The organism is Bacillus sp. ISL-45 (assembly GCF_018613195.1).
Classification (GTDB): Bacteria; Bacillota; Bacilli; order Bacillales; family Cytobacillaceae; genus Mesobacillus.
Window position 1 is genome coordinate 171790 of the sequence record NZ_JAGGQQ010000006.1, and the last position, 16211, is coordinate 188000.

General features: G+C 41.3%; 15 protein-coding genes. 5 read left to right on the top strand and 10 right to left on the bottom strand.

The features are described 5' to 3' along the window. Positions 1-39: 39 nt before the first annotated feature. The 7 genes from helD to J7E35_RS09115 all read right to left on the bottom strand — a co-directional run bounded on the left by helD (position 40) and on the right by J7E35_RS09115 (position 10191). Positions 40-2367, bottom strand: coding sequence for an RNA polymerase recycling motor HelD (gene helD, locus J7E35_RS09085; protein ID WP_353049999.1), 2328 nt, complete (start codon positions 2365-2367; stop codon positions 40-42). 293 nt (positions 2368-2660) lie between these two features. Beyond that, a complete protein-coding gene (locus J7E35_RS09090) occupies positions 2661-3794 on the bottom strand; it encodes a glycerate kinase (protein ID WP_214779036.1) in 1134 nt (377 codons plus the stop codon). 87 nt (positions 3795-3881) lie between these two features. Next, positions 3882-5150 (bottom strand): GntP family permease, encoded by a 1269-nt coding sequence (locus J7E35_RS09095; RefSeq protein WP_214779038.1) that lies wholly within the window; start codon positions 5148-5150, stop codon positions 3882-3884. 121 nt (positions 5151-5271) lie between these two features. After that, on the bottom strand, positions 5272-6384 hold the full coding sequence (locus tag J7E35_RS09100) for a sugar diacid recognition domain-containing protein (protein ID WP_214779040.1): 1113 nt from the start codon (positions 6382-6384) through the stop codon (positions 5272-5274). Between the two features lie 101 nt (positions 6385-6485). Next, positions 6486-6899 (bottom strand): CoA-binding protein, encoded by a 414-nt coding sequence (locus J7E35_RS09105; RefSeq protein ID WP_214779042.1) that lies wholly within the window; start codon positions 6897-6899, stop codon positions 6486-6488. 207 nt (positions 6900-7106) lie between these two features. Then, complete coding sequence (locus tag J7E35_RS09110) at positions 7107-8399, bottom strand: purine/pyrimidine permease (RefSeq protein WP_214779044.1); 1293 nt, start codon at positions 8397-8399, stop codon at positions 7107-7109. A 355-nt stretch (positions 8400-8754) separates the two neighbouring features. After that, a complete protein-coding gene (locus J7E35_RS09115) occupies positions 8755-10191 on the bottom strand; it encodes a phospholipase D family protein (RefSeq protein WP_214779046.1) in 1437 nt (478 codons plus the stop codon). Positions 10192-10376: 185 nt separating this feature from the next. On the opposite strand from J7E35_RS09115, the gene plsY reads away from it, so the two are divergent. After that, a complete protein-coding gene (plsY, locus tag J7E35_RS09120; protein WP_214779048.1) occupies positions 10377-10961 on the top strand; it encodes a glycerol-3-phosphate 1-O-acyltransferase PlsY in 585 nt (194 codons plus the stop codon). A 56-nt stretch (positions 10962-11017) separates the two neighbouring features. Here plsY and J7E35_RS09125 read toward each other — a convergent pair whose 3' ends face one another. Further along, positions 11018-11857: an STAS domain-containing protein gene (locus tag J7E35_RS09125; protein ID WP_214779050.1), complete on the bottom strand. Its 840-nt coding sequence runs from the start codon at positions 11855-11857 to the stop codon at positions 11018-11020. Positions 11858-12008: 151 nt separating this feature from the next. Between J7E35_RS09125 and J7E35_RS09130 the strand changes: the two genes are divergently transcribed. The 4 genes from J7E35_RS09130 (at position 12009) to J7E35_RS09145 (ending at position 15442) form a co-directional block, all read left to right on the top strand. Continuing rightward, entirely contained in the window at positions 12009-13007 is a 999-nt protein-coding gene (locus tag J7E35_RS09130) for an ATP-binding protein (RefSeq protein WP_214779052.1), read from the top strand. A 107-nt stretch (positions 13008-13114) separates the two neighbouring features. Next, positions 13115-13303 (top strand): hypothetical protein, encoded by a 189-nt coding sequence (locus J7E35_RS09135; RefSeq protein ID WP_214779054.1) that lies wholly within the window; start codon positions 13115-13117, stop codon positions 13301-13303. 600 nt (positions 13304-13903) lie between these two features. After that, positions 13904-15070, top strand: a complete 1167-nt coding sequence (locus J7E35_RS09140) for a CapA family protein (protein WP_214779056.1) — start codon at positions 13904-13906, stop codon at positions 15068-15070. A gap of 78 nt (positions 15071-15148) precedes the next feature. Beyond that, positions 15149-15442 (top strand): HesB/YadR/YfhF family protein, encoded by a 294-nt coding sequence (locus J7E35_RS09145; RefSeq protein ID WP_214779058.1) that lies wholly within the window; start codon positions 15149-15151, stop codon positions 15440-15442. A 19-nt stretch (positions 15443-15461) separates the two neighbouring features. On the opposite strand, the gene J7E35_RS09150 is transcribed toward J7E35_RS09145, so the two are convergent. Continuing rightward, on the bottom strand, positions 15462-15764 hold the full coding sequence (locus J7E35_RS09150; protein ID WP_214779060.1) for a hypothetical protein: 303 nt from the start codon (positions 15762-15764) through the stop codon (positions 15462-15464). Beyond that, a complete protein-coding gene (locus J7E35_RS09155; RefSeq protein ID WP_214779062.1) occupies positions 15765-16208 on the bottom strand; it encodes an acyl-CoA thioesterase in 444 nt (147 codons plus the stop codon). Positions 16209-16211 lie beyond the last annotated feature (3 nt).

The window sequence follows — 16211 nt, forward strand, 5'->3', positions numbered from 1 at the left end:
AACAACAAGCCGCCATTGATTTTTGGCGGCTTGTTGCTGTCAGACGAGATTATATAGTTGTTCATCAACCTGTTCAAGAAGCGGACTAAGCCTTCCTTTAGAAAGGACATACAGCTCATGCATTGCCCTTGTGCAGGCGGTATATAACAATTTCCTTTCTTCAGCTCTTGTGTAGGACGATGAATCGTAAATGATCACCGCGTCGAATTCAATCCCTTTAGCCAGGTATGTCGGTACAACATTGACACCATTTTCAAACGTCAATGTCCCTTTTTCGATCAATCTCGCATTATACGCTTTTTTGACTTCCTCGAAAGCTGCTTTGCTTTCTCTGGCAGTTTTGCAAATAACCGCGATATTTTTATGTCCTGTTTTCTGCAAATCGGAAATAATTTCATTTGTCATCAAAATATGATCGCTGTCTTCACGGCTTTGAACGATAACCGGCTTTGGTCCTGTTCGATTGAAAGGCTCAATCAAATCTCCTCCCTCGATCAATTGGCAGGTAAACTCTACAATTTGTTTCGTTGACCGGTATGTCTTCGTAAGCCTGTAAAGTTCCTTTTCCCCAAATTCAAGGGCTGATTCCGCAAGAATAGTGGGGGCGCCTGTTGGTCCCGAGTAAATTGCCTGGTTAATATCCCCTAGCAAAGTCATCTTGCTGTATGGAAACAGCATTTTAATATAGGCAAATTGGAAAGGGGTATAATCCTGGGCTTCATCAATGAATACGTGGCGTATCGAAGTATTCGATTTCCTTCCTTCAATCAAGTCTTGAAGGTACAGAAAAGGAGTCGCGTCCTCATATGCTATATATCTGTTTTCCAAGTTACTTATGGCTTGTTCACAAGACACAGTCCAATTTTTAGGCATTGAGTCAGTTTTTAGCTGATCATCCTTGAAGAAATTCATGTAAACGGCTCTGATATTAATGAATTTTAATCTTCTAACCGCATTGAACAATGGCTTAAAACGTCTTTTAACTACCATTTCCGATAGCCACTGCTGCTCACGATCATAATCATGGAAGGTATCATCAGCTCCTCCCTGTTTTTGCTGACTTTGTTTGAAGGCCTCCAGATAATCTTCCTTTTCAAGGAATTGAATCTCTTTTTCAACCCATTCCTGGGACAATTCTGCTTTTGCTTTTTTCTTTAGTTCCTTTAACAGCCATTCCTTCACAAGCTGAACTCTATTTGGAATTGAAATATTGCTGTCGAGTGAGTCATAGTAAGCCGCTATGTCCTTCTTTGATATGATCGACCGTTTATTTAACCCTAAACTCTTAAAAACAAGAGTCTCCCTGGCAAGTTTCGCGGCGTACTGATCCAATAATTCTTTAAATTCCAAACTCGCCTTAAAACGGATGCTTTCAATCCTGTCTAAATAACTTTCATTTTTTTCTGCTTCAAGCAGAAACTCCATCTGCTCAAAAGAATCTTCCAGTTGATAGTCTGAGCTAAAACGAGTTGAAAGATATTCCTGGAAGGTGGCCTGCTGCATATTTTCCTCGCCAAGCTCGGGCAAAACCGTTGCAACATAGCTATTGAAAAGTGGATTTGGTGAGAATAACATGATATTTTCTGATGTAATGATATTCCTGTACTTGTATAGTAAATAAGCGACACGCTGCATGGCTGCAGAAGTTTTGCCGCTTCCGGCCACACCCTGTACGACCACAAGGCTGCTGGAGTCATTGCGGATGATTTGGTTTTGTTCCTTCTGGATGGTAGCCACAATGGTTTTCATCTGGGAATCGGCATTGTTGCCCAGGACTTCCTGAAGCATTTCATCACCAATTGTTACCCCGGTTTCAAACATTGCTTTAATTTTGCCGCCTTTAATAACGAACTGGCGTTTTATCTCCATTGATCCTTCAATTATATCTGTTTCTGTTTTATATTGTGCCGGACCGGGGGAGTAGTCGTAATAAAGACCCGAAATTGGCGCTCTCCAGTCATAAATCAGGAAATTTTCTTCCTTTTCATCCATAAGAGTTGCAATCCCTAAGTAAATTCTATCAGTTTCGTTTTCCCCATCTTCTTTAAAATCCACTCTGCCGAAGTAAGGAGAAAACCTTAGGCGGGATAATGTTTGCAGCTGCTTGATCATTTGTGATTGTGTTCGCTCACGTTCTGATAAAAGAGCGGCCTGCTGCTTGATGCTCGTGAAGGTTTCCGCTACGTCATCAGCTTCATCAAAGTTAACCGTAACATCCTCCCAGAAGGTTTTTCTGATTTGAAGAGCATCTGAGCCTACATCACTTGAACTTTCATTCCATTTTTCTGCTTTTTTATCAATTTCCTCAATGATTGAATCGACACGTTCCTGTTCCATTTCTAAATCTTTAAGCTGCTTTTCTTCCACAAAAAATCACTCCCAAACTCAAAGCTCTTATACTTGACTGCCTCTTCATTTTGTGTTATTGTTATGTTAGAATCTTCATGCATGTAACACTTTACCTAAATACTGCCAACTTTCATTTTACTATGTACATATCTCTATTACAAATATCTAATACCTAAAACCACCTTAAGGGTGCTTTTTTATTTTTTACATTAGTTTTAATTATATTTATTCTATTACCAACCTTTTTAAACATAAAAACCGCGATGCTGATTTTGCTGCACGCGGTTTTTTCATGTTTTTTTATTAATCGTTTATTTGCTTAGTTTGATTACGGATGCAATATTTGCTGCAATTCTTTCGACATATGTGTGAGCGTTTTTAAATGCGTCATCCAAAGTAATGACACCTGGTACTATGCTGAACACAGCGTCGATCCCATGCTCGTGGACAACCTGACTGTCCGAGGCTACATTCCCTGCGATGGCAATGACAGGTACATTATGTCGTTTCGCTGTCTTGGCAACGCCAATAGGAGTTTTCCCGAAAATTGTCTGTCCATCAATCTTGCCCTCACCAGTAATGACAAAATCGGCATCTAGTAAGTGGGTTTCTAGATTGGCAGCTTCAAGTACAATGTCCACTCCTCTTTTTAACTCGGCTGACAGGAATGCCATCAACCCGCCACCAAGTCCCCCTGCTGCTCCGGCGCCGGAAACATGTTCGATATCCTTGCCAAGGTCTGTAAGGATAATTTCAGCGAAATGGCGGAGGTTGTTGTCCAATACTTCAACCATTTCAGGGATTGCTCCTTTTTGCGGTCCGAATATATGCGAGGCGCCTCTTAAGCCTGTTAACGGATTATCTACATCGCAGGCAACATCAATCATTACTGTTTCCAGCCGTTTATCTATTCCATCCATGTTAACTGAGGCAAGAGAATCTAAAGCTCCTCCACCCTCGCCAATTTCATTTCCACCGGAATCCAGAAGCATGATCCCTAGGGCTCTTGCCATGCCGGCACCTCCATCATTAGTGGCACTCCCGCCGATTCCAATGATGATATGTTCAACACCATGATCCAGAGCCGCAGCAATCAATTCGCCTGTTCCCCGAGTGGTAGTAACCAGCGGGTTTCGTTCTCCGGGAGGTACAAGATGGAGTCCTGAGGCCGCGGCCATCTCTATGACCGCGGTCTTTTCGTCGCCGGATATACCAAAAAAGGCATCAACCGGAGTACCGAGCGGCCCTGTTACTGTTTTCGTGATTATTTTCCCGCCAGTGGCATCAACAAGGGATTGAACAGTTCCTTCGCCTCCGTCTGCCATCGGTACTTTTACGAAATTTGCTTCAGGAAGGATGTTTTTCATTCCATTTTCGATCGCTGTAGCTGCTTCAAGCGCTGTAAGGCTCTCTTTAAAAGAATCTGGTGCAATTACAATTTTCATGCTCGTTTCTCCTCTCATAGTATACCCGAGTATCAATCCATTGAAATGAAAGGTCCGGACTTAGAAAAAATCCAGACCGCTTTTTATTTATCCGAAAAACTTGAAGATACCAAAGATTAGCGTCGATACGATCGCAAGAGTTAAACCGACTGCTGTTTCGTAAGGAATCAATTTTAGACGCTCTTTAATCTCCATGTTGACACTTCCGCCTGTTGCGTGGAAAAAGCTTCCGTGTGGCAGGTGGTCAAGTACGGTGGCGCCAGCGTGAACCATGGCAGCACCGGCTAAAGCAGTGACACCCATTTCCAAAATGGTTGTTCCGAATACCTGGGAAGCAACTGCTGTTCCCGCAGTTGTCGAAGCAGTAGCAGCGGACATGAAAATACCGGATACTGGAGCTAGGACGAATGCTGGAAGACCAAGTGCATCCAGGCTGTTAATCAAAACGTCCTTTAACCCTGAATTAGCGATGATTCCCGCAAGTGTACCTGTACCAAGGAGCATAATAGCTACACCAGACATTTTACCGAGACCTGCAACCGCATAGTCATTGATATGCCTGATTCGGCCCATTGCAAGTGCTCCGGCGATCCCCCCTGCTGGCAGGGCGATCATAGGATCGATGTTAATATCAAACAAAGGTCTTAGTGCAAGCAGAATGATTGTTACTAATGGTGCGACAATCGCTGGGACAACTGCCGGAAGTATCCCTTTAACGGTTGTTTCACTTTCTTGAGCTGTAACCATAGCACCTTTATTAACTAGCTTCTTTGCTAAAATATACGTAACGGTCAATCCGAAAACAGCTGGAATGATTCCAGCAGCCATCACAGATGTCAATGGGATTTGGAACGCATCCGCTGCAGCTATTGCATTCGGATTCGGTGACATAATATTCCCAGCCTTACCGCCGCCAATCATCGCAAGCAGGATAGCTGTTTTGGAAATACCTGCTTTATTGGCGATTGCCAATGCGATTGGCGCAACAGTGATAACTGCAACATCAACGAATACCCCAACAGTAGTCAAAATCATTGTCGCGATGGCCAGGGCAAGCAACGCTCGTGTCTCCCCGACCTTCTTAACAATTGTTTCAGCGATTACGGCAGCAGCACCTGATTCGATCAGGACGCCTGCAAGCACACCGGCAGCCAGAATTCTTAATACTGCAGGTATAATCCCCTTCGCCCCTTCCATCATCAGGGCAACTGTGTTCGTGACATCAACTCCGCCTACAAGGCCACCGATCAGAGCACCGGCGATCATTCCATATGCTGGTGAAACTTTCTTTAAAATAAGGAAAATAGCTACTACTAGTGCTACAATAGCGCCGAAAGCGCTTACTTGAATATCCACGGTGATTCCTCCTCTAAACTTTTTCGTAACCCAATTGTAAGCGCTGTCTATTCTTATTACATTAGTCAAACCATCAAAAAAAGACCTGTAATAGAACAGATCTTTTGTGCAATTGCACAATTCATTCCAGCTCATTATTAAGAAACGACAAATACAGGTGAAGCAGGTCAGTCGTTTTGCGTGGGTCCTTACCTGTTATTTCTGTGATTTTATCAAGACGGTATCGAAGCGTGTTCCTGTGAACAAATAGTTTCTGTGAAGCCTTATTCATGTCGCCGTTTGTTTCGATAAGTGCTCTTAAAGATTCAGTCAGCTCACCCTTTACATCCTTTTCTTTCAAATTTTCATAAAACGGCTGCAAATCTTCCGTCAGCCCTTTTTTAGCAGCACTTAAAAGAAATACAGGGAGGTAATAATCCTCATAAAAGTAAATGTCATGCTGGGAGCTCAATTTCAACCCTGAATTCAGTGTGAGGACTGCCTGCCAGTAGGACGCTTTTACCCCTGACAATCCTTCACGGTATTGACCAACCCCGATTTTCACCTGTATATTATCATTCTTTCTTAAACCATTAAGCCATGTTTCTGTTATGGTTCTTATGAATAGATCTATGTCGTTGCGAGGAACCACTTTTAAAACAACGATCCTATCGTGCTGCATCAATAATAAATCATCTTTTTGCAGTCGGTTTTTTAAATAGCCAAATGTTTTCTTTCTGTCAGGAGTCATGATGACGATAGCTGTCCTCGCTAATTCAATATCAATACCCAGACGCATAGCTCTTTCAAGAAAGAGCGAGTCATGTTTGCCTTCAGAATGGATGATTTGGCTGACAAGCTCCTCCTTCAGCCTTTCATCCCATTGGATCTCATTCATCAAAACCGCTTGCTGAAGACTTAGCTCAGCAGCGATGCGAACAAGTTCTCCGTAACTTCTTATTTCATCCGGGGAGCCAGTTATACCAATAACACCCATGATTTTGCTATCAAAAAAGATGGGTAGGTTTATTCCAGGGCGCACTCCATGGAGCCTTTTAGCCTCCTCTTCGGTTATTTCAAAACCAGTTCCTTGTTTGATTACGATGACTGCGCCCTCATGGACGTCATCTATGCGGTTTGGGTCGCCTGATCCAATAATCACGCCCCGGTTATCCATTATATTGATATTTTTCCCGATGATCCCCATTGTCCTGTCTACAATTTCTTGAGCCAGCTCTTTGTTTAAAAACTCCATGTCAAAATCCCCGCCTTGCGAAAGCTATACTGTCTTTTATTATGGCTGATAATTTGCCGAAACAAAAGTAAAGCGTGAGAACATAAGTCCTCACGCGCATGTTATTTCGTTAAAGCGTGTTCTACCTTGATGCACCTGTCCATGATCACGGTATACCCTTTTTCTTTTAGGAAGTTATAGGCCTCTTCGTTCTCTAGACCAAGCTGTGCCCAGAATATCTCAGCATCGATTTCGGCAAATTCTTTCGCAACCTCCATCAAGTATTCCGAACGGCGGAACACATTGACAATATCTACATGCCCGTCGATTTCTTTAAGTGTTTTAACAGCTTTCACGCCAAGAACCTCGTCAACAGTAGGATTGACAGGGATGATTTCAAAGCCTGCTGCCTGCATTGCCTGTGACACCATATAGGAAGTCCGCTGCGGATTATCGCTCAATCCGACAACTGCAATCCTTTTTGCCTTCTTAAGGATTTGGCCTATTTCTTCGCGGCTTGGATTTTTAATTGCCATATTATATCACTCCTAAGGATTAATTTGACCCTAACATTTATTTTATCGTACTATTCTGCAGTCTCAAATCAACTTGCCTAAGAATCCCATTCTCTTTTTCTTAGGCTCTTTTCGTAAACTTTGTTGCTTTCTCTAATAAAAGTTAAAATCGGCTACGGATTTCTAATGATATGGAGCGGCAGGGAAGTTTTATACGAAAAGCTGCATTCAATGCGAAAACAGCCTTTTCTTGTGAAGTGTGAATTGATCCACGGCAACAGCAATCAACGTGCCTAGGATTAAACCATTATTAAGAATTGAAACAAGGACAGGCGGAATATTGCGGAAAGCCTCGTCCGGAATGAACATTGCCCCTACTCCGGCCAGAAGGGAGGTTCCAATAACGACCCTTATCTTTTGTTTATCGTTCTCACGATCAAATTCCGAGAATGCGATCCCGGTCATATTTACAAATATAACAAAAGTAACGGAGTAACCGACGGGAGCTGGAAGCGCCGCGAATAAATACATCACATGAGGCAGCATACTGGCAAGGACGATCAACAATGAACTTATGATAAAAGGCAGGGTTCTTGTGATACCGGTAGCAGAAATAAATCCTGCTGCTCCAGAGATTGGAACAGACCCAATCGCCGAGAACACTCCTCCAAGCAGCTGATTGATTCCTGCTGTATAACCGCTGGCCCGGTACCGGAAATCCTTAATGTCTGACCCCATATCTTTTAAAACTTGTCCGGTAACCCTTATGCTAGCTAACATATTGGTAATCAACAGGAACGTTATAAAAATAGAAGTCACAATTAAACCGGAATCGAAAACAGGCTTCCCGAATGCGAAAACTTCCGGAAGTGCGATTGCTGCTCCATCGTATCGTTCGTTTGCTTTTCCCAGGTCAAAAATTTCAAAAAGCGCCCAGCCAGCGGCCAGGCTGATTAAAATGGCATACCGACTGACCCACTTCATATGATGCCTTGTCAGATAGAATGTAATCCCAAACAGAATTAAGCTGAAGAACGCAATCGGAAGGCTGACTTCAGTATTTCCGCCATCTAGTCCTGCCATTCCATTCAGGAAGGATCCGCTGAGCTGAATGACAAGCAATAGTAAGTATATCCCGCTGACTACAGGTGTGAATAACACTGCCAGTCTATCGATAAGTTTGAATAAACTTAATAGGAAGAATACAATACCGCTGATGATCATGGCTCCTTCTAAAGCCTGCAAGGTTTCAATTCTGGATGAAAAAAGTGTCGTACTCAATCCTGCATATATGGTAAAAACACCCCACCATAGTCCCGCAGGACCCTCATTAATTGGCATACGATGTCCGAACAAGGCCTGCAGCAGACTCGAAATGCCTAATACAAACATCGTCCTTTGAACCAGTCCGGTCGTCTCTAAATCATTCAATTGGAATAAATCAGCGATCGCAATTGGTGCAACGATTGAACCAGCAATGATAAACGCCATCCACTGTATGGCTGATAATATTGTCTTCATCCTAAAATCTCCATCTTCTTGCTGTAATAGATTATAGTTCAGATATTCTGATATTCCACTCAGGTATTTATCCTGATTCTATAATTGAAGTCCATTTTCCTTCGCCTTTAATCATATCGTACTTAAGGTTACTGTAAATGAGAATGAATTTTTTTAGTAAAGGCTGTTTTCGTAAAGATTGCGTGATCAAAAGCCATTTTGTAGTACGAATTAAGTGTGCAAGTTCTTTTCTCATCATTAGCTTTAATTTTTTGAAGAAACATAGGTCATTCAATCTTATTTTGTAGTCAATAGCAACAAAGTTTGAGAAAAGAGCCAACATAAAAAAGGGCATCCACATGGGGTGCCCTTTATGTTAATAGCTAGTAAACCATAATATTCTTTGAATCCAATAGATTATATATTTAAATGGCGTCATCTTGTCCTTATTTTCTTCATAATCCAGTGTATACTTTGCCCGTTCGTTATTCCAGATTCTATTGAAATACTGGTCAATATCTTTGATGACTTGACTGTCAGAGTCCGCTGTAACCTTAATGTTGGTTTCAAGATTTAAATCATCGAGATTCCGTCGTGTAAAGTTGGCGGACCCTCCGAGTATCACACTGTTATTTCCTCGGTCAAAATAAATCAATTTAGTATGATATTGCTCCTGGCCAGCATTGTACCATTTAATCTTGATATTTTCGCTGCCAAATTCCATTATTTCTTCTGATACCGGAATGTTGGGCAAACCTGATTTCTGGTTGCCAAATGCATTGGTATTAGGATCAAGTATAATATTGATTTTCGCTCCCCGATCGGCGGCCTTGTCCATCTCGTCGATGACTTTCCTCTCGGCAAGGTAGAACATACCTATCCAAATATGATCGCCTTTTCCCGTATTTTTCAACTCGTTCAGGAGATGCTTGAGGATTTTCCCTTCCGTTAAAATCTGGACCTTAATATCCCCTTTATCTTTTACAGGTTTGTAATCAGGGAGGTCGCCGCCTCCTGAGAAATTGATTACAGCCTGCTCGGACTCCAGGATGTCTCCTATTATATTTCCGCTCGTTTCAAAGGCTATGTTGGAGTGGAAGCCGCTTGCATCATGCGGGTTCGCGGATGCAACGATCGCTGTCTTTTCAGTGACGAACACTTTCCTGTGATTAGCCTTTAGGTTCAGCAGTTCAAGATAGGAGCGGAGCGTTACGTCAGGTGCATTCTTTGCCATCGGGTTTGGAATCCATCCTTCCCCCGATTGGCCAAACCACTGGAGAAACACCCGCCAAAAAGCAGTATATATTGGATTGGAATCCCTTAATGGATCCAGATTGGTGAAAACAATTTTTATATCATTTTCCCGAAGTTTTTTTAACACACCGGATTTATGGGATCCATAGGTCAAATTAATTTCATCAGTTATAAACACAACCTTAAGGTCTTTATTCTTTTTTTTCTGGGCAATAAGTTTATCACTGATAGATTCGCTTATCTCCGGATAACCCATATCCTCCTTGTAATACCCATTGAATAAAAACATATCCAGGACGATGAACTCTTCCGCTTCTTCAATCCTTTTAATGATGGTATCGAATATTTCATGCTCGTATTTTTTTTCACCGTCCATCCCCTTGTAGGTTAAATCAGATAAAAAGCGGACATCCTTGACGTGGTGGACTTCCCCTTCATATGATAGGCCTTCGGGGAGCTCTTTGTTCGTTTGGTAGACAGCGGTTATCCCAAGTATTATTGCAAGGATGATTAGGAACAATAATGGTTTCCTATTAGCTGGATTTTTCCCGATCCTCATTTAGAAGGGCTCCTTAATATCGTTGATATACTTACTTATTCACTTATTCAGCAATTTATAAACTTAGCCAGCAGGAAACTTCAGCCATTAAGGAACAAGTCAGTTTTTGTTCAAGATTTGCATGGAGTTTTTAAGAGAACATGGTAAAATAAAAGAACCTTAAAATCTTAAAAGGAGAATATTTCATGGCATTAAACGCAATCATCATTATTCTAGCTTACTTGCTGGGATCAATACCTTCTGGCCTCATTATCGGAAAAGTGTTCTATGGCAAAGACATCCGTGAACATGGGAGCGGGAACTTAGGCGGTACAAATACCTTCAGGACGCTGGGAGTGAAAGCTGGTTTAGCAGTAAGTATTGCTGACGTCTTGAAAGGGACCCTGGCGGCAAGTCTGCCTTTGCTGCTGAATGCTGATCTCCATATGCTTTTAGTGGGGGTTTTTGCTGTAATTGGCCACATGTACCCTGTTTTCGCCGGATTCAGAGGAGGTAAAGCGGTCGCTACTTCAGGTGGTGTTTTACTGGCATACATACCGGTATTATTCTTATTCATGCTCATTATCTTTTTCATCAGCTTGTACATAACAAAGTATGTTTCCCTATCATCGATCCTGACCGGTATAGCCGCGTTCATTTACTCGCTGTTTACACAGGACCTTCCATTGATACTGGTTGTCGCTGTCCTGGCCAGCTTCGTCATTTACAGGCATCGCGCTAACCTTGAAAGAATCCGCAACAAAACAGAGCCGAAAATCAAGTGGCTTTAAAGCTTTAGAAAATAAAAAACAAGCCGGCAAACCATTTAAATAGGTTTGCCGGCTTTTTATTTTCGGACGATTCCAAAGTCTTTCAATGCCTGTCCAAGATTGTTATACATTTTTACATTATCAAAATTGATGCCTAGAGTAACCACTGAATGAGCCAGTTCCGGTCTCATCCCGGTCAGGTTCACGTCTACTCCGGTCAATTTAAGACTGTCAATTATTTTAAATAATTCCTGGGCAACCATTGTATCCACTATGAATACGCCTGACAGATCTATTATCAGACAATCTACTTCATTATCCTTCGTTTCTCTAAGCGTGTGTTCCATCAGGATCCTTGCTCTGTGTGTATCTATATCACCGATGATCGGCAGGACGGCTACTCCGTCCACAATCGATATAACAGGTGTGCTCAGCTCATCAATAACCTCCTGCTGCGCCCGCAGACGTTTATTGGCCTGTCCAGTGTAGGAGTTGGTGAAAATGATTATCTGCCCGTCAATGAACTCATTTATAAGATTACCCAACCTCAAACTTTCTTCTGTACTAAGATTTTCACTTTTTTCGGCCATTACCGAGAGTTCCTCCCACAATACACCGCGGATACTATTAAAATGCTGAATGGATTCACTGAGAGAGAGACCCAAACGCACTTTATCTTCACTCATCCTTTTACCCCAATCCTTGACCTTTTCGTCGTCTGATTCCCCGATTAATTGACTTTCTAGCAAATGGATTAATTCTCTGATTTGCTCTTTATATAACTTAATTTTGGGTTGGTTGGTTAACTTGATAAATGCTTCTGGCTGATTTCCATCAATTGAATCCAATATATTGTTCAGAATTTTTTCTTCTCTGTCATTAAGAAATTCTCTAAAAAACTGAATGGCTTTATCCATTTCACAGCTCCTTTTGCTAGTTCTATATAAAATATTTTTTGTTCTTTATAAAAAATAGAGCGTTTTTGCTGGTATAATATAGATGATTATGTCATATACATTCGAAAGAAATCGAATTTAAACTGCCCAATTTAAAGGACGTGAATTCCTGATGAAATTACCCGAAACTATTATACTTCAAACTAATCAAGTCCCAAACACACCGGAAAAAGAAGTGAACGAAATCATAGCAATAGCATGCTCTAAACCCTTTCAATTCAGCGCTGAAATGGAAAGACAACAGTCGGTATCCCAAGCTGACCCAACAAGCAAAAAATATTTCTTGCCTCATAAAGTCGATATATCTAAGGAGGAGTTGACAATGAATGATTTAGATGCAAAAAAAGCAGATCTCGAAAGCAAAAATTTAAAACTTGAACAGGAAATTATTGAAAAAGAGCAGACATTAATGATCCTGCAAAAGGCCATTCAAACTGCCACAAGTGATTTTCAAGCGATTTCAGCAAGCCATTTGGCAGCCGGGTTAGCCCATGAAATTAGAAACCCGCTGACAACACTAAAGGGTTTTATCCAGCTGCTGAAGCCGGAACTTCAGGCTGTTGGCAAGCAGGAGTTCGCAGACGTAGCTCTTGATGAAATTAACCGAGCCAACAGCTTACTAACTGATTATCTTTCTGTTTTAAAACCTGGCTCTTCTGAGAAAAGGAAGCTGTCTATAAACGAGTTGGCAGCAAGTATGATCAAACTATTCTCAAGCGAGGCGATTTTGAAAGATATCGAAATCAGTGGTGAATTTCCCGGTAAAGAGTTGTATGTATTGGCAGATAAAAATGCGATTAAACAGGTCTTGGTCAATTTGTTGAAAAATGCAATCGAGGCTGTTGAAGGAAATCATAATCCAAGGGCTTCTATAAAATTAATGGTTAGTAAAGATAGGGATTTAGTTGCCGTAAGTGTGATCGATAACGGCGGCGGAATTGATGAATACTCCCTAAAGAAGATTTTCTCTCCATTTTACACTACAAAAACAGGGGGCACAGGGATGGGATTGGCAATCAGCAAGCAAATAATCGACAATCACGGGGGCGAATTGAGTGTAACCACTCAACCCTTTAAAACGATATTCAAATTTTCGCTTCCTGCTGTTTAATTTGCCGGACTTCCGATAATTCGAAAAATTGTCATATTGAAAATCGTTCATTTCTTCCTATGACTGATAAAATGTAGGTAAGAACAAGGGAAAGAAGGCGGATTGTAATGGAAGAAGTTATTAAGCAGGCTGAAAGTTTTGTGTTTACAACCACAACCGCTGATGTAACGACGCCTGATGATTTTATTGTAGAATTTCTTACTGAAAATCCTGACAATGAAAAAAATCATCCTTCTGCGATCAAGATAAAGAATATAGATGAACTACTCGATTTCCTGGAGATCATGGAATGGTAATCTGATTTGTTAAGCTATTCACTGAATTTTGGATTTTCCCTATTTGAAAAAAGACTAAAAATTACACCCTCACAAAATTAGATATTAGAAAAATGCGATTCCGGATAGAACCGCATTTTTTTTGCATATATTGCTTACACTTTTAGCAATTTGAACTTTCCCGTACCAAAAACATCTTTTACATAATCCAGTTTTGTATCAATGAAATAAACTGAATCACCTTCATGAATCAAGATAGGAACCTCTTCAAATGTAAAAATCTGATCATTCTTTAATGGCTGCTCTTCCAGAGCAACCCGAAGCTGAGGTCCTCCTCAGCCGATTCCCATCGTCAGTCTGACATATAGCTTTTCTCCACCCTTGCTCTCTTTGAGTACTGCATGATGCAATATTTTATATGCACTTTCTGTTATTTTGAACAATTCCTCTCCCCTTCCTTAGTCATTTTCTTTCATATCCTTTTTGTAAAAAGCGATTATCGAATTATGACAAAATAATTAACATCATATTGAAATTTATTCATTTACCACCATTCTTATAATATATTATCCTTAGAGGCGACATAATAAAAATGCCTCATTCTAATCTGGGGAGATTAACATGAGAAAAAAGGAGAATAAAACTTATGGATTGGCCTTGTTTGCTGGCTTAGGTGTTTTGGCATCTGTATTAACATTCCAGATGTACCATGAAGCCGAGGCAAAGGCACCGAGAATTAAAATGCAATCTCAAAAATCTCATCTTGAAAGAAGCTTTGATGTTAGCGGCAAGAGTTTTGTAGAAACAGTGAAGCTTGGAGCTATCGGTGATATCCTGATCCACGATACAGTTTATGAAGATGCCTTTGTGAATCCAGGGTATGACTTCAAACCAATGCTCAGTAATGTCAAAAAACACTTAATAGAACCTGATCTTTTGCTTGCGAATCAGGAAACACTTCTTGGCGGAGAAGAAATCGGTTTATCAAGTTACCCAAGTTTCAATAGCCCGGTTGAAGTTGGAGAGGCATTGATCGATGCAGGAGTGGATATTGTATCGAATGCAAATAATCATTCCCTTGATAAATCTGAAAAGGGTGTCCTTGCATCCATAAAGAATATGGAAGCTGCAGGTCTTCCTTATGTTGGTTCGTACAAGGACGATGCAGACAAGCATGAATTGCGGATTTTAAATAAAAATGGGATATATGTTTCTTATTTGTCTTACACCTATGGAACAAATGGCATCCCAGTCCCTTTTGGAAAGGATCACCTTGTGAACCTCATTGACCGTGAAGCAATGAAAGCGGAGATACACCGCGCCCGAACAGAATCAGACATTGTCGTTATGAGTATCCATTGGGGAAATGAATACCAGCGTTTCCCTACCAGTGATCAAAAGGAGCTTGCCCAGTTTCTAATCAATGAAGGTGTTGACATCATCTTTGGCCATCATCCTCATGTTCTGCAGCCTATGGAGTGGCTGATGGCAACTGACGGCAGAAAGGCATTGGTCGTCTACTCTCTGGGAAATTTCCTGTCAGGACAAATGTGGGACTATAAAGATATCGGCGGTCTTGCTACTGTTGAAATAACAAAAACCATCACACCGGATGGCAATAAAGTAATATTGCAAAACCCTGATTTCCTTCCAACCTTCGTTTCGAGCAGCAGGCAAAGTAATTACCGAGTTGTTCCATTGCAAGAAGCCAGTCAATACGGCCTTGCTGGAGCTGAAAATAAATACCATGAGATCATGCATCATATGACTCAATTAATAAAAGAATAATTGTGAGAGAGCCCGGTCCATGAAGACCGGGCATTGCTTATGTTATAATCATTCTATCTGGTATGGAAGGAGAACAATATGAAAATTACAATTAATAATGATGCAGCAGCATGGTATGAAAATGAAATGGACCTTTCAGCCGGAAGCTATTTGCGATTTTTTGTCCGGTACGGCGGTTTCAGTTCAATCCAGAAAGGTTTTTCATTAGGTGTCTCCAAGGAAGAACCGGATCACATTGGCGTAAAGACAGAAAAAAATGGGATCACCTATTATATTGAAGAAAAAGATATTTGGTATTTTGACGGCCATGATATGATCGTGGAACTACACCCGGTTGGCCATGAACCTGACTTCAAATTCGAAAAGAAATAAGGCAGACGCGCAGTCTGCCTTATTTTCTGTCATTTAGTAGAGGGTTTTTAATTCCCTCCTGTTCAAGGATTTCAGCTTGCTTCCCACCTAATAAATCAAAATGAGGGTAGGCAGGCTTTCTCTTGTCAATCCACTCTGGCCGCAAACCATACTTTCTCCCCCACTCAGCTAATCTGTCAAGATCGCTGCATCCTACCTTCGTAACCGTTGAACAGTCCGGGAAGCGGTCATCAATCCAGTAATGGGTCAGGAAGGCGAGCTCTCCTCTTTCAACCTTATTCTTCCATTCCTTAAGCTCGTGGCGCTTTATCCCGAAAGCCAATCAGACCTGCTCCTTTACATCTTCAGGCTTTTTCACCGCCTGTAAATACGCTTCATGCCAGTCAGGATAGCTCCTTTTTAGCGAGATTGGCCGGAAGCTATCTTTTTTAACACAGACATGTTTTGAACTGCCTGTCAATGCCAGCTCCCCTTCACCATTGAAGATTTCATATTTATAGACAGAGCGGATCCCATCATACTCCTCCACCCAGGTCTTAATTGTAGCAGTATCTCCATATCTCAATGGTTTTTTATAGGAAGCCTGTATATCAAGTACAGGTGAAATGACTCCACCCTTCTCCATCTCTGCATAATTAAAGCCGAGCTCTTTGATCAATTGTGTTCTGCCCAGCTCCATCCACACCAGATAATTAGCGTGATACACGACCCCCATCTGGTCTGTTTCCGCATAACGAACCTCAATCTCCCTTGTAGAAATTATCATTGG